Below are 20,148 nucleotides of genomic sequence, written 5' to 3' on the forward strand. Positions count from 1 at the left end.
TCAAGCACTCTGCGTGCGGCAAGTCGGTAGATTGTAACTATTTGAAACGGCTACTATCCCTTAAGCGATGCATTCACCCACTGTTGCAGCGCGCGACGGGAGACCTTAATGCCGCCATTTTTGAGCTCAGTCGGCAACACTAGCCACCGGACGGGTTGCTGAAAACGCGCCAGTTTATCCCGGACCCAGTCAGGTAAACAGGTGATATCCGTTCCCGGTTCACACTCCACCACGGCTACCGGGCGCTGCCCAAACTCGGCATCGTCCAGCGGGACGATAAACACCTGGTTAATTTGCGGATGACGGGCGATAACCCGCTCAAGACTTTCAGGCTGGATCCCTTCTCCGCCGCTAAAAAAGAGGTTGTCCATACGCCCCAGAATTGTCAGCCGGTCATCATGCCATTCACCGCGATCGCGGGTCGCGAACCAGCCCTGCTCATTCGTCAGCAGGATCAACACCCCGTCACGCCAGTAGCCTGAGGCCATACTTTGCGCTTTGATCCAGACTTCACCGTCAACCACCTGCACTTCTCTGCCCGGCAGCACACCGCCCACATCCGGCTCGCCGTCCGCCTCTTTCGCACAGACTGTTGAAGCAAACTCCGTCAAGCCATAGCCACAGAAGGTGCGAACGCCCTGTTTTCGCGCTTCCTCTGTCAGTTCAACAGGTATTGCCGCTCCGCCGAGCAGAACGGCTTTCAGCGCAATATGATGCTGAGTGTTAAGCAGACGCCAGAGCTGTGTCGGTACCAGAGAAGCGTGGGTACAGCCCTGCAGTGCCTGCTCAAGCGGCTGCTTTTCGCGAACGGTTAAACGTGCCCCGGCCTGCAACCAGCGCCATAAAATCCCCTGACCGGAAACATGAAACAGCGGCAGCGAAAGTAACCAGTCATCCTCATCACCGTAGGGCATCAGCGCCAGCACACCGCGCGCGCTGGCAAGATGGGCTTCGCAGGTATGGACCGCCGCTTTCGGCAACCCGCTGGAGCCGGAGGTCAGCGTCATGGAGGCCAACCGCGCCGGTTGCCACGTAACGCGATGTTCGCCAGCATGCTCGTACATGTTCAGGACGGGAAGATCGTCGTAGATGCCGTCCAGCACCAGCGCAAAGCGCAGGGTCATCTGCGGAAGCAGAACATCCAGCAGATGACGCGGCAACTGCGGGTTAACGGGAAGAATGCGCGCCCCGCACTGGAGCAGTGCCAGCCATGCCGTCAAGGTTTGCGGATGATTATGGGCCAGCAGCAGCACACCGTCGCCCTCTCCGACGCCCTGCTGCTGAAATCCTGCCGCAAGACGGTCGACACGCGCACATAGCTGTTGCCAGGTAAGCACCTCATCGTTCAGCCTCAGCGCCGGCTTATCGGCAGCCTGCGCACACCAGTGCCGCCACGGCCAGTCGGTAAAACTCATCGCAATGGCTCCAGCGCCTCAACGTCGAGGCACGGCAGCGGACTGTCCGGCCACTGGCGAATAAGCTGAGCCTGCATCAGGTTTAGCGTGTCGAGACCTGGGATCGTGTCTGGCGTTAACCAGGCAGCGATACGTGCCAGTTGGGTCAGCCCAAGGCTGGATTCGATGGAGGAGCTGATCACCGCCGTCAACCCCAACGCATGTGCCGCTGCGACCTGCTCGCGCACTTTCGCCAGACTGCCGGTCAGCGTTGGTTTAATCACTACCGCGCTGACGCCGGGCTCGGCGACAAATTCAAAATCCGCTTCGCGCAGGCTTTCATCCCAGGCGATGGCAATCCCCGTTTCGCGGGCAAACGCACGCGAATCATCGCGGGTTTTACACGGTTCTTCCAGGAAGGCAATGCGACTGCGGTATGCCGGATTGACGTACTTCGCGAATTGCTGCGCCTTCAGTGGCGTCCACGCGCGGTTAGCATCCAGACGCAGATGCAGATCCGGGATCGCTTCCAGCAGGAGGTTAGCGACCATTCCATCTCGCACCGCTTCGTACAGGCCAACTTTGATTTTCGCCACTTTCTCACCGGGCATGGCGGAAAGCAGGGCGAACAGTTCGTCCGGATCGCCGGTGCAGAGCGGTGCCGCACGGTAATTAGCCTCTTGAGGCAAACTACCGTCGAGCTCAGCCAGCGCACAGCTAATGCCAAAAGCCACGGAAGGAACGTCCGGCAACGCCGGATCCGCTCCCTCACGCCACTCTCCGGCCCACGCCAGTAATGCAGACTGCGCGTCATCCAGCGACTCAAGGCTAAAGCCCGGCAGAGGTGAAACCTCCCCCCAGCCTTCCCGCTCACCCTGCTGCAGATGAACGAAGAAGCCGTCACGGTTTTTTAACCGCCGTTCACGCAGTACCACACCCGCGTCCATCGGTATCTGCCAGCGGTAAACCTGCGCGCGACGCATTACGGGTTCCGTTTGTATTTGCTGAAATCTGGCTGGCGTTTTTCGTTAAACGCGTTGCGCCCTTCCTGACCTTCTTCGGTCATGTAGAACAGCATCGTGGCGTTGCCCGCCAGTTCCTGCAGACCCGCCTGACCGTCACAGTCGGCGTTCAGCGCGGCTTTCAGGCAGCGCAGCGCCATCGGGCTGTTTTGCAGCATTTCACGACACCAGCGCACGGTCTCTTTTTCGAGATCGGCAATCGGTACGACAGTATTGACCAGCCCCATATCCAGCGCTTCCTGAGCATTGTACTGACGGCACAGGAACCAGATTTCGCGGGCTTTTTTCTGCCCGACAATGCGCGCCATGTAAGAGGCACCCCAGCCGCCGTCGAAAGAGCCCACTTTCGGGCCAGTCTGGCCGAAAATAGCGTTCTCTGCGGCAATCGTCAGATCGCACATCATGTGCAGCACATGACCGCCACCGATGGAATAGCCTGCCACCATCGCCACGACCGGTTTTGGACAGGTACGGATCTGACGCTGGAAATCGAGCACGTTCAGGTGGTGTGTACCCGCATCATCCTGGTATCCGCCGTAGTCACCGCGCACTTTCTGATCGCCACCGGAGCAAAACGCTTTGTCACCTTCGCCGGTCAGAACAATCACGCCGATGTTGTCGTCATAGCGCGCATCTGCCAGCGCCTGGATCATCTCTTTCACGGTCAGCGGACGAAAGGCGTTACGTACCTGTGGACGATTGATGGTGATTTTAGCAATGCCGTCTGCGGATTTGTGGTAACGGATGTCGGTATAACCTTCGGAGCAGTCTTGCCATTCAACCGGAGCATAGAGCATGTGTTCATCAGGATAGATCATAGAGAGTCCTTTATCGAAGACGCAGTATCTGAGCCAGACACGCAGCAACTGCACCCGGGTTTTCCCGGTGGGCGTTGTGTCCGGCGTTGGGAATTGCATGGCGAACGGCGTTCAGTTCCGCGGCAAGGGCCGCAAACTTGTCATCATGTTCACCATATAAATATTCAAATGGGAAATTGCGGGCGCTGAGCGCGGCACGCAAATCAGGCTGCACGGCCAGCGATGTCGCCTCCAGCATCATCGCCAGCGTCATGCCGTTGTTCTGACTGCGCAAAGTAACCAGCGCTTCGCGCTGGGTGTCCGTCAGGGAGGCGAACACGGGCTGTTGATACCAGTCAGTAAAGACTTTATCCAGCGGTTCAGTACGAAAACGCTGTGCCCAGCGGCGATCAGATACCCGCCGCCTGTTGCGCTCTTCGTCATCCTGCAGACCCGGATGCCCACCTTCCACAATCACCCCCAGCAGCCCCTGTGGCTGCTGGCAGGCATGGAACATCGCAACGCGGCCGCCGAGGGAGTACCCGATAAGCCAGAAGTTAAGTATGTTGTAACTAAACAAGGTTCGGGTGAGCATATTGCTCATCTCGTTGAACCCCGTCACGCCAATGCTCCCGGATCCACCGTGACCCGGCAGGTCCAGGTACAGCCGGGGATAATTGCTGAGCATCTCGCCAACGACCTGCCACTCACGGCAATCCCCGGAGAAACCGTGCAAAAAGACCAGCCAGGGATAACCTGGTTTTCCAGCCTGTTGCACACCCGAGAGGATCACAGCTGGCTCACCTGTGCCAGCAGGCTTTGCAGCATCTGCGCGCCGTCAGCATCATTCACCACCAGCTCAATCAACGTTGCTCCCGGCTGTTTCCAGGCGGTGCTCAGCGCTATATCAAGCTGTTCCCAGTTTTCCGGGCGATGGTATTTCAGGCTGAACATCGCCGCGGCGTGTTCAAACTGGACATTCTGCGGCATCAGGTAAAAGCGTTCACGCTCGCTTTGCGGCGTTGGCAAGAGAGAGAAGATCTGCCCGCCGTTGTTGTTGACCAGAATCAGCACAAACGGGGCCGACGCCTGTCGTAGCAGCGCCAGCGCGTTGAGATCGTAGAGTGCAGAGAGATCGCCCACGATTGCCAGCGTCGATTTCGCGCTGGCGCGCTGCACGCCTGCAGCCGTTGAGATCAGCCCATCAATGCCGCTCGCGCCACGGTTGCTGTAAACCGGGTAACCCGCAGGCAGCTGCGAAAACGCGTCAATCAGGCGGACAACGAGGCTATTTCCGACAAACAGTTGCCCCTGCTCAGGCAGATACTGGCGAATACGGTGCGCCAGTCCGGCCTCGCTAAACGCTTCACAATGCGCTTTGGTGAGCTCCCACGCCTGACGCGAAAGTTCCGGGATCGCAACGGCCCAGGGTTTGCGTTTTTCCGCCGGATGGAGCGTAAGCCAGGTGTCGATACTGCTGACCAGACGACGCCCGCGATGGTGCGCCGGGTCGAGCCGCCCTTCCAGCGGATCCACCAGCCAGTATTCTTCCGGGGTGCACGTTGCCTGCCATTGCAGTAATCGCTTACCGGTTAGGCTTGAGCCAAGCTGGACAACAATCTGCGCCTGTGAAAGCTCAGTGACGGCTTTCGCATTCCCCAACCAGAGATCGGCGCACGGCAGCGGCTGACCGGTCTGGGAGAGCACGTCACCAATCAGCGGCCAGCCAAGTGTTTGCGCCCATTCAGCAACCCATTTTCCTTCAGCAGCGCTCATGCGCCCGGCGATAACCACGCCGCGTTTTTGCCGCCAGAAGAACCAGTCACGTTGTTTAGCACTCTCAAGATGCGTCTGCTCACGCAGCCACGGTTTTTCACTTACCCACCAGTCACCGAGGGAGTGCTGCCACTCAAGGCCGGTGTTATCCAGTTCGCCATACAACGGTTCGGCAAACGGGCAGTTGATATGCAACGCCCCACTGCGCAATGTCTCCATGGCGTGATCGACGGTGGATACCAGCCAGCTTGCCGGGATATCCTGCGTGGGACGCGGCAACGAGATTGCCTGCGAAGGGTGCGAGGAAAAGAGTCCCGGCTGACGAATAGCCTGATTAGCGCCACAGTCGATAAGCTCAGGTGGGCGGTCAGCCGTCAGCAGGATCAGTTTTTCACCGGTTAAACCGGCTTCAATCAGTGCCGGATAGAGGTTCGCCACGGCGGTACCAGAGGTGACAATCACCGCTACAGGCTCTTTGCTGACCTTCGCCAGCCCCAGTGCCAGATGGCCAAGACCGCGTTCATCAAAATGAGTATGGTGAATGAATGCCCGGTTTTCAGCGGCCGCCAGCGTCAGCGGCGTTGAGCGAGAACCCGGCGCAATACACACGTGCCTGACGCCATGGCGCGTCAGGGCTTCAAGGATCACCGCCGCCCAGCGCCGGTTAAAAGAACTTACTGACATGAGATTGTCCGGAATCAAGATTACGACACAGTATAAATAATAGAAAAATTTGGAATTTTGATATGAATCGGGAATGCACGAATCAGTATTAATCCCTAAGGAGCAGAGAACGCAACCCTGCGGCTTTGTTTTCTATCTCCTGCCACTCCTGCTCCGGGTCAGACCCGCTGACAATTCCGGCTCCGGCGTACAGCCGCAGGGCGTCATCCTGGACACGTGCAGAGCGTAATGCCACGCAGAACTCGCTTTGTTCGGGTGATAAATACCCGGCCGACCCGGCGTACCACTCGCGGTTAAAGGGTTCAACATTCTCAATAAACGCCCGTGCAGGTTGACGCGGCAGCCCGGCAACGGCCGCCGTAGGCTGCAGAATATGTAAACACTGTTCATCACTGGCCTGTTTCAACTCGGTCCAGATACAGCGGCGCAAATGCTGCACTTTGCGCAGACGCACAACCTGAGCAGGCAACACATCAAGCGTCTGGGTAAAGTGCTGAAGGCGCTGACAGATATCTTCCACTACCAACATATTTTCGCGTTGGTTTTTATCATCATTCAGCAACCATTCGCCCAAACGCCGGGCTTGTTTATCATCAACATGACTGGCGACAGTGCCCGCCAGCGCTTCGGTACGAAGCAATTTTCCCCGCCGCCGCCAGAGACGCTCGGGCGTTGAGCCGAGAAACGCATTGCTGGCGTCGAAAACCATGCAGAAATGATAGCAATTTAAATTCAGGGCGCGGCTGGCGGCCATCAGTGCGACAGGGTTAACGCGCTGTTTAAACTGCAGATCGGTTGCCCTGGCGAGGACCACCTTTTCAAATTCACCGCGCGCGATAGTCTCTGTTGCCTTGCGGATAAGCTCCAGCCATTCCTGCTTTTGCGGATGATGGGTTTCGCACTCAACCTGCACAGACAGCGGGCGGATAGGTCTGGCGGCATGGAGTTGCTGCAGAAAATCCAACGCGGTGCGGGCATCGTCCTGAAGAGAGTCATCGCTCCACAGTTGCAGGCGCAACGTGGCATTTCCGGCGGAACGTCGCCAGAGCAGGCGAGGTAAAAAGAGACTGCCCTGCTCCGGGTTAAATGCATTCAGGCCGCAAATACGGGTATCATTTGCCGCATTCTGCTCACGCAAAAACTGCGAGGCTAACGCCAGCGAGGAGAATTGGGTGACAGCCCCCAGGGCAGCCAGTTCCTCATCACCATTACGCTGTTGCCAGTAAAACTGGGGATAGCACTGCTGCGCGCCAAGCCAGGCAAGAGGATCGAAAGCGTCGTTTAACGGGAAAGTGACGTCGAAATGACGTAGACCGGGTATTGCGGGTAACGCTTGCGTAAGCTGACTACGCAGGTGCTCCAACGCGAGGAAAATCGAATTCACGCGAACCTCTCCCTGTTGAAACCTCATATTATACGGGGTACTGGTTATAAATAGCAGTACCCACGTATAGGGAGTGGTTAAGCGTTAAACATAAAATTAACGACGAGCCAGAAGCAGCCCAAACACCAACCCGACAGCTGCGCCCACACCAATGCCTCTCCACGGTTTTTCGTGAACATAATCATCGGCACGATAAACCGCCTTTTTGGCGCGGTAGTAGTACGTGTCGGACGCATGGCTGACGCGGTTTTTAACGTCATTTAGCGCCTGTTCTGCACGTTCTTTCAGCTCAATATATTTCTGATCGGCAGGGTCGCCCGACGAACGTAATACTTCTTCCAGCGTTTCTCTCAATAACGTCAGGTCGTCATCGATACGGGTATCCCAAGATTGAAATGACATATTTTTCTCCATGTTAGTACACCAGTCCGCTAACTATAGCCAACGACGACCCATTACGCCTGCTTAGCCTCCCGCGCCATGCCAATGTGCGGTATACCGTCTTCGTCATATACGTCAGTGACCGGCGTGAAGCCAAAATAACCGTAGAAAGATTGCAGATGCGCCTGCGCGCCCAGGTATAACGCCTTGTCCGGCCACAGTTTCTGGCACGCCTCCAGCGTTTTTTCCATCAGCTGATAGCCCAGTTTTTCACCGCGCGCCTTACCGCTAATGATGACGCGGCCAATCACCACAGGCTCGAAATCGTCTTCGCTTTTCAGAATCCTCGCATACGCCACCAGCTCGTTATCCCGCCAGCCGAGGATATGCCGGTTCTCGCCGACGAGATCGTCGCCGTCGATGTCCTGATACGGGCAGGTCTGTTCTACCACAAACACTTCGCAGCGCAGTTTGAGCAGCGTATACAGTGAATTAACGGTGAGCTCGCTATGGTGTAAATCTTGCCACTGGATCATGTCAGTCTCCTTCCTGGGGTTCATCACGTTATACTAAACCCCTCCCCGTTCAGCAAAGGGCTGATTGCGTTATGGAACTGATTTTTCTGGGTACGTCCGCTGGTGTGCCAACCCGCTCACGAAATGTGACCGCGATTCTGCTGGATCTTAAACACCCAACCCGTGGTGGGCTATGGCTGTTTGACTGTGGTGAAGGTACGCAGCATCAGCTGTTACATACCGCTTATCACCCAGGCAAGCTGGATAAAATTTTTATCACGCATCTGCATGGTGACCATCTGTTTGGCCTGCCTGGCCTGCTGTGCAGCCGTTCAATGGCCGGGAACGCTAATCCGCTGACGATTTACGGGCCTGCAGGTATCCGGGAATTTGTTGAAACCACGCTACGCCTCAGTGGGTCCTGGACTGATTATCCGCTGGAGGTCGTTGAGATCGCCGGGGGGCTGGTTTTCGATGATGAGGATTATGTCGTCACCGCTCACCCTCTTAACCACCCGGTAGAGTGTTATGGTTACCGCATTGAAGCGCATGACAAACCCGGCGCACTGGATGCCGCCGCGTTAATCGCCGCGGGGGTAAAGGCCGGGCCGCTGTTCCAGCGTCTGAAGCAGGGAGAGACGGTCACGCTGGAGGATGGGCGCGTTATCAATGGTCAGGATTATCTCGCGGCACCCCAGCCCGGCAAAAAACTGGCGATTTTTGGCGACACCGCCCCCTGCCCGACAGCATTGAAACTGGCTCAGGGCGTGGATGTCATGGTACATGAAGCAACGCTTGAAACGGCCATGGAAGAGAAAGCCAACAGCCGTGGGCATAGCTCAACCCGTCAGGCGGCACAGCTTGCCCGTGACGCAGGCGTCGGGAAACTGATCGTTACTCATGTTAGCTCGCGCTACGATGCTCGGGGATGTGAAGGTCTGCTGGCTGAGTGCCGCGCAGTGTTCCCGAAATGTGAGCTGGCAGAAGATTTCACTCAAGTCAGCGTTTAGTCCTTCATTTTTCCCTCAGGATGCCGATAACGATTAAAAGGTCAGCATTTCTCTCGAGGGTAGAATGGATAATTTCCAGAAAGATATTGATGACAGGGCGAATCTAACCCTGTCGAACCGTTTTGAACTGTTGTTATTCCGGCTGGGCACGTCTCTGAACGAAAACAAATCAGAGCTTTTTGGCATTAACGTTTTCAAGCTGCGTGAAATTGTGCCGATGCCAGAGTTCACGAAACCCGCCGGGATGAAATCACCGCTGATGGGGATGGTGAATATTCGCGATCAGGTGATTCCGGTGATCGACCTGGCCGCCGTAGCGGGTTGTAAACCGACAACGGGGCTCAACATCCTGCTGATCACAGAATATGCCCGCAGCGTGCAGGCGTTTGCCGTGGAATCCGTTGAGAACATCATGCGCCTCGACTGGAAACAGGTACACGCGGCGGAAACCGCCGTCAGCGGACGTTACATCACCAGTATCGCCTGTCTGGACGAGAAGACTGATACCAACGAACTGGCGATGGTACTTGATGTTGAGCAGATTCTGTATGACATCACCCCAGCTAACCACGATCTGCACGCCACTAATCTGCAAACCACAAAATTCCATATCAAGCCGGGTGCTGTCGCGATTGTCGCGGAAGATTCCAAAGTCGCGCGCTCCATGCTGGAAAAAGGTTTGCAGGCGATGGAGATCCCGGCGCAGCTACATATCACCGGTAAAGATGCGTGGGAAAAAATTGGCGTTCTCGCTGCTCAGGCGCAGGCGGAAGGGGTCCCGATCACTGATAAAATTGCCCTGGTGCTGACCGACCTCGAAATGCCGGAGATGGACGGTTTTACGCTGACGCGCAAAATCAAAACCGACCCGGTACTGAAAGATATTCCGGTGGTGATCCACTCGTCGCTTTCTGGTAACGCCAACGAAGATCATATTCGTAAAGTGAAAGCTGACGGGTATGTGGCGAAATTTGAACTGAACGAGCTGTCGTCGGTGATTGAGGAAGTTCTGGATCGTTCGATGAAGAAGATTGATGGGCCGTTGATTAGTCGCAAGCAATTGGCTTAAAGCATAAAAAAACCCGCCGAGGCGGGTTTTTTGTTTTTACATCAGCGGCATCGCGTGCTGCACGATATCAATCAGCGGCTGCGGATAGATACCGAAGATCAGCACCAGCAGCGCGGAGATCAGCACCACAATACCACCGGCGCTGTACTGCCAGTTGGTTGGGGCATCACGGTTGAGTTGCTGAGGTGCACTCAGATACAGACTCACCGCCACACGCAGGTAGTAATACAGACCGATTGCAGAGCCGATAACCACGCCCGCAGTCAGCCACCACAGGTGCGCCTGCACACCGACGGCCAGCACGTAGAACTTACCGATAAAGCCCAAGGTCATCGGGATACCCGCCAGAGAGAGCATCATCACTGTCATCACGGCAGAGAGAATCGGACGGTGCCAGAACAGACCACGGTAGGAGAATAGTGAATCCGCATCCGGGCCACGGTATGGGCTGGACATCAGGCTCACCACGCCGAACGCGCCGAGGCTGCTGAACAGGTAACCTGCCAGATACACGCCCACGGTTTCCATCGACATCTCGCCGCTTTGCAGCGCAATCAGTGCCACCAGCAGGTAACCCAGATGGGAGATAGACGAGTAGCCCAGCAGACGTTTGATATTGGTCTGGCTCAGCGCCATCAGGTTACCGAAGATGATGGATACGAACGCGATGATGCCGAGCACAACGCGAACCGCTTCGCTATCACCCACCGGGGCGTACAGGAACAGACGCATCACCACACCGAAGATAGCGATTTTGCTCGCTGTCGCCAGGAAGGTGGAAACCGGTGCCGGAGCACCCTGGTATACGTCTGGCGTCCACAGGTGGAACGGAACCAGAGACAGTTTGAAGCCGAGGCCAACAATCATCATGCCCAGCCCCGCCAGCAGCAGCGGCTCATGCAGCATGCCGTCGCCGAGGCTCTTGCCGAGCGCAACGAAGGAGAGGTTACCAGACTGAGCATACACCAGCGCGATACCGAACAGCAGGAAGGACGACGCTGCAGCAGACAGAATGGTGTACTTGATACTCGCTTCCAGTGAACGTTTCTGACGGAAGGCGTAACCAATCAGGCCAAACAGCGGCAGAGAGATCAGCTCAATACCGAGGAACAGCGCGGCCAGGTGGTTCGCATTCGCCAGCAGAATGCCGCCCAGTGCGGCAATCAGTACCAGCAGGTAAAACTCTTCTTTGTTGTCGTTGTAGCCTTCAAGCCACGGATACGCAAAGGTACAGGTTGCCAGGCTCGCCAGCAGAACCAGACCCGTGTACAGCATGGCATAGCCGTCAACGCGCATCAGCGGGGTGACATCCATCGCGCCCGCCTGGCCAACAAACCAGAGAGAAACCAACGCAGCGTTCAGACCCAGAACGGACAGGGTCGCATTCAGGAAGTGATTGCGTCGCCACGCAATGGAGAGCATCACAACCACCACCGTCAATCCGACGATCAGCAGCGGTAGCAGCGCGATCAGTTGTTGTGGAGTTATTGTCATGGCGAATTACGGCCTTGTAGTAGAAGCAGAATTAACAAACCACTGCTGGATATTGCCCATCGCGGAGTGCGAGGTATCCAGAATCGGCTGCGGATAGAAGCCCAACAGCACCAGCAGTACGACCAGCAGCAGGATGATGAACAGCTCACGCAGCGACATCCCCGGCAGTTCTTGTGCAGCAATTTCGCTCTTCGCTTTACCGAAGTAGGCACGGTGCAGCATCGCCAGCGAGTAAACGGAAGCGAACACCAGACCGAAAGTCGAAACCACGGTAATGACCGGAACCACTTTGAAGCTGCCGAACAGAATCATAAATTCGCCGACGAAGTTACCGGTGCCAGGCATACCCAGAGTAGCCACCGCGAAGAACATGGACAGCGCTGGCAGCCATTTAATTTTGCTCCACAGACCGCCCATCATACGCATATCGCGAGTGTGCAGACGTTCGTACAGCTGACCACACAGGATGAAGAGGCCGGCTGCGGACAGACCGTGCGCAATCATCTGGATCACCGCACCCTGGTACGCGAGCTGGCTGCCGGTGTAGATAGCAATCAGTACGAAGCCCATGTGGGAAACGGAGGTGTAAGCAATCAGACGCTTAATGTCGTATTGCGTGAAGGCCATCCAGGCACCGTAGAAGATACCGATCACACCCAGCCACATGGCAATCGGTGCGAACTCAGCGGAGGCGTTCGGGAACAGCGGCAGCGCGAAACGCAGCAGACCGTAGGCCGCGGTTTTCAGCAAGATGCCCGCCAGGTCAACGGAACCCGCCGTTGGTGCCTGGGAGTGCGCGTCTGGCAGCCAGCCGTGCAGCGGAACCACCGGCATTTTCACCGCGAAGGCGATGAAGAAGCCCAGCATCAGCAGATATTCAACGCCGTGAGACATTGGCGTCTTCAGCAGGTCTTCATAGTTGAATGTCCAGACTCCGGTCGCATCGTGGTGAACAAACACCAGCGCCAGAATGGCAATCAACATCACCAGACCACTCGCCTGGGTATAGATGAAGAACTTGGTTGCCGCCGTGATACGCGTTTTACCGTCGGACGCCTTGTGGCCCCACAGCGCGATCAGGAAGTACATCGGCACCAGCATCATCTCCCAGAAGAAGAAGAACAGGAACATGTCGATGGCAAGGAACACGCCGATTACGCCGCCCAGGATCCACATCAGGTTCAGGTGGAAGAAGCCCTGGTATTTTTCGATTTCTCGCCAGGAGCAAAGTACCGCCAGAACGCCGAGCAGACCGGTCAGCACCACCATCAGCAGCGACAGACCGTCAATCGCCAGGTGGATCGTAATGCCGAAACGTGGGATCCACGGCAGGATAAACTCAGACTGCCACTGCGGAATACCCGCAGACTGGGTCAGAGAGTAGCCACCCTGCAACCACAGTTGCAGACCAAGCGCGAGCGTCAATCCCATGGTGATCAGCGCAATCCAGCGCGGCATCTTCACGCCAAAGCGTTCAGTCTGCCAGCACAGGAAGCCGCCGATGAAGGGAATTAATATTAGCCAGGGTAGTAACATGGCGATTTACATTCCTTTTAAAGGCCCCCAGCAGGGGCCTGATTTTCAACGAATTCGAATAAAATTCACTTAACGATCAACGCAACACCATCAGCAGCGCCAGCACGACAACCGCACCGATGCTCATGGACGCCACATACCAGCGCAGGTAACCGTTCTCGCTGAACAGCAGGCCTTTACCTGCAAAGCGGGAAAGGATCGCCGGGATATTCATCATGCTGTTCAGTGGATCGCGTTTCACCAGCCACGCAACACCCAGGAACGGTTTGACGAAAATCATATCGTACAGCCAGTCGAAGCCCCATGCGTTGTACCACCAGGTGCCCAGCAGACGGCCAGGCGCACTGTTGGCAACAGACGTCACCAGCGTACGTTTACCCAGCCACAGCCACGCAGCGATCAGGATGCCCGCGATAGCGACCACACCGGAGGTGATTTCAAGCGTCAGAACGCGACCGTGCTCAAGCTCGGTGGTGTCCGGGAGTACGCCCTGCAGCGGTGGCACAATCATTGCGCCAACGAAGGTGGAGAGTACCAGCAGCACAATCAGCGGCAGGTGATGGGTAATCCCCTTCCCTGCGTGAGCGTGAATTTGTTCTTTACCGTGGAATACGATGAAAATCATACGGAAGGTATACAGGGAGGTCATGAATGCACCGACCAGACCCGCAACCATCAGATTGATATGACCATTCGCCATGGCACCCGCAAGGATTTCGTCCTTACTGAAGAAGCCCGCAGTGATCAGCGGCAGTGCCGCCAGCGCCGCGCCGCCCACCAGGAAGCAGACATATACCAGCGGGATGGACTTACGCAGTCCGCCCATCTTGAAGATGTTCTGCTCGTGATGGCAGGCCAGAATCACAGAGCCGGATGACAGGAACAGCAGCGCTTTAAAGAACGCGTGTGTCATCAGGTGGAAAATGGCTGCGTCCCACGCCTGAACGCCCAGCGCCAGGAACATGTAACCAATCTGGCTCATGGTGGAGTACGCGAGAACGCGTTTGATGTCGGTCTGCACCAGCGCGGCAAAGCCTGCCAGCACCAGTGTTACCGCACCAACGATACCCACCAGATGCAGAATTTCCGGGGTCATCAGGAACAGGCCGTGGGTACGCGCGATCAGGTAAACACCGGCGGTAACCATGGTCGCAGCGTGGATCAGCGCGGAGACAGGAGTTGGACCCGCCATCGCGTCGGCCAGCCATGTTTGCAACGGCAGCTGTGCGGATTTACCTACAGCACCACCCAGCAGCATCAGCGTTGCCCACCACAGCATGTTGTTGCCTGCAGCGAAGTGCGCCGGCGCCAATTCCACCATTTCGCGGAAGTTCAGCGTGCCCAGTTCGTTGTAAAGAATGAACAGCGCGAAAGCGAGGAACACGTCACCCACACGGGTCACGATGAACGCTTTCATCGCCGCTGCGCCATTCTTCGGATCGGTGTAGTAGAAACCGATCAGCAGGTAAGAACACAGACCCACGCCTTCCCAGCCCAGATACATCAGCAGCAGGTTATCGGCCAGCACCAGAACCACCATGCTGGCGATAAACAGGTTGGTGTAGGCGAAGAAGCGGGAGTAACCCTCTTCACCGCGCATATACCAGGAGGCGAACATGTGGATCAGGAAGCCCACGCCGGTCACCACGGAGAGCATGGTCAGCGAGAGACCATCCAACACCAGGTTGAAACCGATGTTGAAATCACCGACCGACATCCAGGTCCACAGCGGCACGCTGAAAGGCTGACGTCCGTTGTTGAAGAAGTCGATACCCGCATACGCCGTCACCAGCGCAGCCAGGCCGATAGAGCCAATGCCTACGGTCGCAGACAGATTCTCAGACCAGCGGCCGCGAGAAAACGCCAGCAGCACGAAGCCAATCAGCGGAAAAATAATGGTTAAGGCAAGCATGTTCATCCACGCAACTCACTTACTGAATCGATGTTCAGGTTCTGGCGGCGACGATGGAGCTGCAGTAACAGCGCCAGGCCAATACTCGCTTCGGCAGCCGCGAGACTGATGGCGAGAATGTACATCACCTGACCATCGGTCTGGCCCCAGTAGCTTCCGGCGACCACGAAGGCCAGCGCGGAGGCGTTAATCATGATTTCCAGGCCGATCAGCATAAACAGCAGATTGCGGCGGATAACCAGACCGGTCAAACCCAGAACGAATAAAATCGCAGCGAGGATCAGTCCATGTGTTAAGGGGATCATGCGCGCTCCTCCGTTTTTCTTTTCGCGCGGTCGTCAGTGCGGTTGCTCAGCACCTCGCCAGCACGCTCTTCGCGGCCAACGTGGAAGGCAACAACCAGACCAGCCAGCAGCAGCATCGACGCCAGTTCCACCGCCAGAACGTATGGGCCAAAGAGTGTAATGCCGACCTCTTTCGCGCCGATCGGCGTGCCGTCGATGCCCTGATCGTTCACGCCCAGAATGGCGTAAACAATCACCACCAGCATGATGGCCGACAAAATTGCCGGGCCAATCCACACCTGCGGTTTTAACCACTGACGTTCCTGCTCAATTTCAGAGCCGCCCAGGTTCAGCATCATCACCACGAACACGAACAGCACCATGATGGCCCCAGCGTAGACGATGATTTCCAGCGCACCGGCGAAGTGCGCGCCCAATGCAAAGAACACCCCGGAAATGGCCAGCAGCGAAATGATTAAGTACAGCAGCGCATGCACCGGGTTGGTGTGCGTGATCACTCGCAGCGTAGCCAGGATGGCGATAAGGCCACAGATATAAAAAGCGAATTCCATTGCCCTCTCCTTACGGTAACAGGCTCTTGACGTCGATAGGCTTAGCTTCGTTCTCTGCTTCGCCCTTATCTTTGCCGTCGATTGCCATACCCGCCATCCGGTAGAAGTTATATTCCGGGTATTTGCCCGGACCGGAAATCAGCAGATCCTCTTTCTCGTACACCAGGTCCTGACGCTTGTACTCACCCAGCTCGAAGTCTGGAGTCAGCTGAATCGCCGTGGTTGGGCACGCTTCTTCACACAGGCCGCAGAAGATGCAGCGTGAGAAGTTGATGCGGAAGAACTCAGGATACCAGCGGCCGTCTACCGTCTCTGCTTTTTGCAGAGAGATACAGCCGACCGGACACGCTACCGCACACAGGTTACAGGCAACGCAGCGCTCGGAACCGTCCGGATCGCGCGTCAGCACGATACGGCCACGGTAGCGCGGCGGCAGATATACCGGTTCTTCCGGGTACATCCGGGTTTCGCGTTTCGCAAACGCGTGCAGGCCGATCATCCAGATACTGCGTACCTGGGTACCGAAGCCTACCAGTAATTCTTTTAAGGTCATGGTCTATAGCCCCTTATGGCTGCTGCCAGAGAATGACAGCGGCCGTTACCAACAAGTTGACGAGCGTCAGCGGCAGGCACACTTTCCAGCCGAAGGACATTACCTGGTCATAACGCGGACGAGGTAACGCTGCGCGAATCAAAATGAACATCATCATGAAGAACGCGGTTTTCAGCGCGAACCAGATGAACGGCGGTAAGAACGGGCCATGCCAGCCACCAAAGAACAGCGTTACCATCAACGCGGAAATGGTGACAATACCGATGTACTCGCCCACGAAGAACAGACCGAATTTCATACCGGAATATTCAATGTGGTAACCGTCGGCCAGTTCCTGTTCGGCTTCTGGCTGGTCAAACGGGTGACGGTGACACACCGCCACGCCCGCGATAGCAAAGGTAATAAAACCAAAGAACTGCGGGATAACGTTCCAGATGTCAGCCTGGTTGTTGACGATGTCGGTCATGTTAAATGAACCGGCCTGCGCCACCACGCCCATCAGGGAGAGCCCCAGGAACACTTCGTAGCTCAGCGTCTGCGCGGAAGCACGCATCGCACCCAGCAGGGAGTATTTGTTGTTACTGGACCAGCCTGCGAACAGCACCGCGTAAACCGCGAGTCCTGCCATCATCAGGAAGAACAGAATGCCGATGTTCAGGTCAGCCACAACCCAGGTCGGGCTGACAGGAACGATGGCAAACGCCAGCAGCAGTGAGGTGAAGGCGATCATCGGTGCCAGAGTAAAGATCACGCGGTCAGAGAAGCGCGGGATCCAGTCCTCTTTAAAGAACATCTTGATCATGTCCGCAACCAGCTGGAGTGAACCACCCCAGCCCACGCGGTTCGGTCCGTAACGGTTCTGGAACAGACCGAGCAGACGACGTTCACCAAAGCTCATGAACGCGCCGCAGGTGACCACCACCAGCAGAATAACAATCGCTTTCAGAATGCTCAGCAGGATGTCGATAAGATCCGGCGTTAACCAACTCATGCTTTTGCCTCCTGCAGATTATCAAGACGCGCACCCGCCAGTACCGGCGCGATGCCAGGCATACCCATTGGCAGACCCACCTGCCCTGCTGTCAGGCCTTCAGAGATAATCAGCGGCAGGCTGATTGTCTGACCGTCGTAGCTAAAGGCGATGTTCGCACCCGCATTAACGCCAAGCTTCGCGGCATCCGCCGGGTTGAGCTTGATGTATGGCTGCGGCATACGTTGCTGGAATACCGGAGAGCGCTGGGACAGCTCGTCGCTACCAAACAGATGGTAGTACGGGGCGATACGCCAGTTCCCTTCCTGAGCCTGGAAGCTCGCCGGAACAGTCGTGAAGAAATCCAGACCGGTTTCGGAGGCTTCGATCAGACGCACGCCCGGATCGCCGTGACGCAGAGAACCGCCCACTTCCGCCTGGAACTTGTTCCATGCCTGCGGGGAGTTCCAGCCCGGTGCCCATGCGAATGGGATCTGTGAACGCGGGGCAGACGGCTGGTTGTTCCCTTCCATGGAGAAGGCGAACATAGTGTCTTTATCCTGCGGTTGACGCGGTTCGTGCACGCTGATGTTGGCGCGCATTGCGGTACGGCCACTGTAACGATGCGGTTCACGCGCCAGTTTCTGGCCACGAATGCGGAAGCTCGCTTCAGGGGCAGCATCTTTAATGCCTGCCAGCTGAGGCAGTTTTTCGACAACCGCGTCGATAACGTGGTCGAGCTGCGTCCAGTCCACTTCACGGCTCTGCACGGTGCTGTGCAGGGAGTGCAGCCAGCGCCAGCTTTCCAGCATCACGGTGTTGCTGTCGTAGTACGCCGGGTCATAAACCTGGAAGAAACGCTGGGCGCGACCTTCGTTGTTAATAACCGTACCGTCGCTTTCTGCGAAGCTTGCCGCAGAGAGGACCAGGTGCGCTTTATCCATAATCGCGGTGCGCTGATGGTCAATCACCATCACCAGCGGCGCTTTGGAGAGCGCGGCGTCAACGCGTGCGGCAGAAGCATGGCGATGCAGGTCGTTTTCCAGCACCACAACGGCGTCAGCGGCACCGGATTCCAGTTCGCTCAACGCAGCTTCCAGCGAGCCGCCGCCAATCATACCCAGACCAATGCTGTTAACCGCACGGGCAACCATGGTCACGCCAACGTCAGCACCGCGGCCTTTCAGGGCTTTGGCAACGTTCGCTGCCGCCTGAATGATCTCCGCGCTTCCGGCGTTAGTACCAGAAATAATCAGCGGTTTCTTCGCACCCGCCAGGGCCTGAACAATCACGTCAACCTTGTTTTGCAGGTCGCGATCCAGCTCAACGGCCGGAGAGTTGTTGTCCAACGCGTGTGCAATGGCAAAGCCAAGACGGGCCTGGTCTTCAACCGGCGCGCGGTAGGTCCACGCCGCGATATCATCCAGACGGGTGTCATCAATGCTGGTCACAAACAGAGGATGCTTGGCGCGCTGACCGATGTTCAGGATTGCCGCAATCTGCCAGTCAGCCACTTTCTGGGCTGCTGCCATTTCACGTGCTTTACCTTTCACCGCCTGGCGAACCGCCAGAGCCGCGCGAGCGCCGGTCTGAGTCAGGTCTTCACCCAGCACCAGAACTGCATCATAGGATTCGATTTCGCGCAGCGCAGGAGTATGAATACCGCCTTCGCGCAGCACTTTCAGCACCAGTTGCAGACGTTCCTGCTCACCCTGGGCGATACCGGTGTAGAAGTTTTCAGCCCCGACCAGTTCACGCAGCGCGAAGTTACTTTCAACGCTGGCACGTGGGGAGCCGATACCGATCACTTTCTTCGACTGACGCAGAATATCTGCCGCGCCCTGCATCGCTTGTTCAGCATTCAGGGTGATCAGGTCATCGCCACGACGCTGAACCGGCTGACGCGGACGGTCTTTCAGGTTCACATAGCCATAGCCGAAACGACCGCGGTCGCACAGGAAGTAGTGGTTAACGGTACCGTTATAACGGTTTTCGATACGACGCAGTTCGCCGTAGCGTTCACCCGGGCTGGTGTTACAGCCGAGAGAACACTGCTGGCAGATGCTTGGTGCAAACTGCATGTCCCATTTACGGTTGTAGCGCTCGGAGTGGGTTTTATCGGTGAATACGCCGGTCGGGCAGATTTCTACCAGGTTACCGGAGAATTCGCTTTCAAGCGTACCGTCTTCCGGACGACCGAAGTAAACGTTGTCATGCGCACCATATACGCCCAGATCCTGGCCGTCTGCGTAGTCTTTGTAGTAACGCACGCAGCGGTAGCAGGCGATGCAGCGGTTCATTTCGTGAGAGATGAACGGCCCCAGGTCCTGGTTACGGTGGGTACGCTTGGTAAAGCGATAGCGACGGAAGCTGTGACCGGTCATGACGGTCATATCCTGAAGGTGGCAGTTACCGCCTTCTTCACAGACCGGACAGTCGTGCGGGTGGTTGGTCATCAACCATTCCACAACGCTTTCGCGGAACTGTTTAGCTTCTTCGTCATCAATCGAAATAAAGGTGCCTTCGGTGGCTGGCGTCATACAGGACATCACCAGGCGACCACGCGTGTCTTCCGCGTTTTGATATTGCTTCACCGCACACTGGCGGCAAGCACCGACGCTGCCCAGCGCCGGATGCCAGCAAAAGTACGGAATATCAAGGCCGAGCGACAGACAAGCCTCCAGCAGGTTGTCCGCCCCGTTGACCTCATATTCTTTGCCGTCTACATGAATCGTAGCCATTAGCATGCTTCCAGTTGGCTCGGTCGAAACCGAGCGTTAATCAAAATTCTGTCT

General features: G+C 56.6%; 18 protein-coding genes. 2 read left to right on the forward strand and 16 right to left on the reverse strand.

Annotation, left to right across the window (positions count from 1 at the left end; genetic code table 11):
- Positions 1 to 53 precede the first annotated feature (53 nt).
- The 8 genes from menE to LCD46_15385 form a co-directional block, all read right to left on the reverse strand.
- Positions 54 to 1,415 (reverse strand): o-succinylbenzoate--CoA ligase, encoded by a 1,362-nt coding sequence (gene menE / locus LCD46_15350; protein UOY69446.1) that lies wholly within the window; start codon positions 1,413 to 1,415, stop codon positions 54 to 56.
- A complete protein-coding gene (menC, locus tag LCD46_15355; GenBank protein UOY69447.1) occupies positions 1,412 to 2,377 on the reverse strand; it encodes an o-succinylbenzoate synthase in 966 nt (321 codons plus the stop codon). Before menC ends, menE begins: the two co-directional genes overlap by 4 nt.
- Positions 2,377 to 3,234, reverse strand: coding sequence for a 1,4-dihydroxy-2-naphthoyl-CoA synthase (gene menB, locus LCD46_15360; protein UOY69448.1), 858 nt, complete (start codon positions 3,232 to 3,234; stop codon positions 2,377 to 2,379). Before menB ends, menC begins: the two co-directional genes overlap by 1 nt.
- A gap of 10 nt (positions 3,235 to 3,244) precedes the next feature.
- Positions 3,245 to 4,006 carry a 2-succinyl-6-hydroxy-2,4-cyclohexadiene-1-carboxylate synthase gene (gene menH, locus LCD46_15365; protein ID UOY69449.1) on the reverse strand — a complete coding sequence of 254 codons (762 nt, stop codon included), beginning with the start codon at positions 4,004 to 4,006 and terminating at the stop codon, positions 3,245 to 3,247.
- Entirely contained in the window at positions 4,003 to 5,673 is a 1,671-nt protein-coding gene (gene menD / locus LCD46_15370; GenBank protein UOY69450.1) for a 2-succinyl-5-enolpyruvyl-6-hydroxy-3-cyclohexene-1-carboxylic-acid synthase, read from the reverse strand. The genes menH and menD overlap by 4 nt, the downstream gene beginning before the upstream one ends.
- An 88-nt stretch (positions 5,674 to 5,761) precedes the next feature.
- Positions 5,762 to 7,057, reverse strand: a complete 1,296-nt coding sequence (gene menF, locus LCD46_15375; GenBank protein UOY69451.1) for an isochorismate synthase MenF — start codon at positions 7,055 to 7,057, stop codon at positions 5,762 to 5,764.
- 96 nt (positions 7,058 to 7,153) lie between these two features.
- A complete protein-coding gene (elaB, locus tag LCD46_15380; protein UOY69452.1) occupies positions 7,154 to 7,459 on the reverse strand; it encodes a stress response protein ElaB in 306 nt (101 codons plus the stop codon).
- Positions 7,460 to 7,512: 53 nt separating this feature from the next.
- Complete coding sequence (locus LCD46_15385) at positions 7,513 to 7,974, reverse strand: GNAT family N-acetyltransferase (GenBank protein UOY69453.1); 462 nt, start codon at positions 7,972 to 7,974, stop codon at positions 7,513 to 7,515.
- Between the two features lie 71 nt (positions 7,975 to 8,045).
- On the opposite strand from LCD46_15385, the gene rbn reads away from it, so the two are divergent.
- Together rbn and LCD46_15395 are read left to right on the forward strand one after the other, a co-directional pair.
- Complete coding sequence (rbn, locus tag LCD46_15390; protein ID UOY69454.1) at positions 8,046 to 8,963, forward strand: ribonuclease BN; 918 nt, start codon at positions 8,046 to 8,048, stop codon at positions 8,961 to 8,963.
- Positions 8,964 to 9,027: 64 nt separating this feature from the next.
- Entirely contained in the window at positions 9,028 to 10,032 is a 1,005-nt protein-coding gene (locus LCD46_15395) for a chemotaxis protein (GenBank protein ID UOY69455.1), read from the forward strand.
- 36 nt (positions 10,033 to 10,068) lie between these two features.
- Here the strand turns inward: LCD46_15395 and nuoN are convergent, their stop codons facing one another.
- The 8 genes from nuoN to nuoG all read right to left on the reverse strand — a co-directional run bounded on the left by nuoN (position 10,069) and on the right by nuoG (position 20,094).
- Complete coding sequence (gene nuoN / locus LCD46_15400) at positions 10,069 to 11,526, reverse strand: NADH-quinone oxidoreductase subunit NuoN (GenBank protein UOY69456.1); 1,458 nt, start codon at positions 11,524 to 11,526, stop codon at positions 10,069 to 10,071.
- A 6-nt stretch (positions 11,527 to 11,532) separates the two neighbouring features.
- On the reverse strand, positions 11,533 to 13,062 hold the full coding sequence (nuoM, locus tag LCD46_15405; GenBank protein UOY69457.1) for an NADH-quinone oxidoreductase subunit M: 1,530 nt from the start codon (positions 13,060 to 13,062) through the stop codon (positions 11,533 to 11,535).
- Positions 13,063 to 13,138: 76 nt separating this feature from the next.
- Complete coding sequence (nuoL, locus tag LCD46_15410; GenBank protein UOY69458.1) at positions 13,139 to 14,980, reverse strand: NADH-quinone oxidoreductase subunit L; 1,842 nt, start codon at positions 14,978 to 14,980, stop codon at positions 13,139 to 13,141.
- Positions 14,977 to 15,279: an NADH-quinone oxidoreductase subunit NuoK gene (gene nuoK / locus LCD46_15415; GenBank protein ID UOY69459.1), complete on the reverse strand. Its 303-nt coding sequence runs from the start codon at positions 15,277 to 15,279 to the stop codon at positions 14,977 to 14,979. Before nuoK ends, nuoL begins: the two co-directional genes overlap by 4 nt.
- Positions 15,276 to 15,830 carry an NADH-quinone oxidoreductase subunit J gene (gene nuoJ, locus LCD46_15420; GenBank protein UOY69460.1) on the reverse strand — a complete coding sequence of 185 codons (555 nt, stop codon included), beginning with the start codon at positions 15,828 to 15,830 and terminating at the stop codon, positions 15,276 to 15,278. The genes nuoK and nuoJ overlap by 4 nt, the downstream gene beginning before the upstream one ends.
- A gap of 10 nt (positions 15,831 to 15,840) precedes the next feature.
- Positions 15,841 to 16,383, reverse strand: a complete 543-nt coding sequence (gene nuoI / locus LCD46_15425; GenBank protein UOY69461.1) for an NADH-quinone oxidoreductase subunit NuoI — start codon at positions 16,381 to 16,383, stop codon at positions 15,841 to 15,843.
- Positions 16,384 to 16,396: 13 nt separating this feature from the next.
- A complete protein-coding gene (gene nuoH, locus LCD46_15430; protein UOY69462.1) occupies positions 16,397 to 17,374 on the reverse strand; it encodes an NADH-quinone oxidoreductase subunit NuoH in 978 nt (325 codons plus the stop codon).
- Positions 17,371 to 20,094, reverse strand: a complete 2,724-nt coding sequence (gene nuoG, locus LCD46_15435) for an NADH-quinone oxidoreductase subunit NuoG (GenBank protein ID UOY69463.1) — start codon at positions 20,092 to 20,094, stop codon at positions 17,371 to 17,373. The genes nuoH and nuoG overlap by 4 nt, the downstream gene beginning before the upstream one ends.
- Positions 20,095 to 20,148 lie beyond the last annotated feature (54 nt).

The sequence above is a fragment of the Enterobacter ludwigii genome (assembly GCA_023023105.1).
GTDB classification, from domain to species: domain Bacteria; phylum Pseudomonadota; class Gammaproteobacteria; order Enterobacterales; family Enterobacteriaceae; genus Enterobacter; species Enterobacter adelaidei.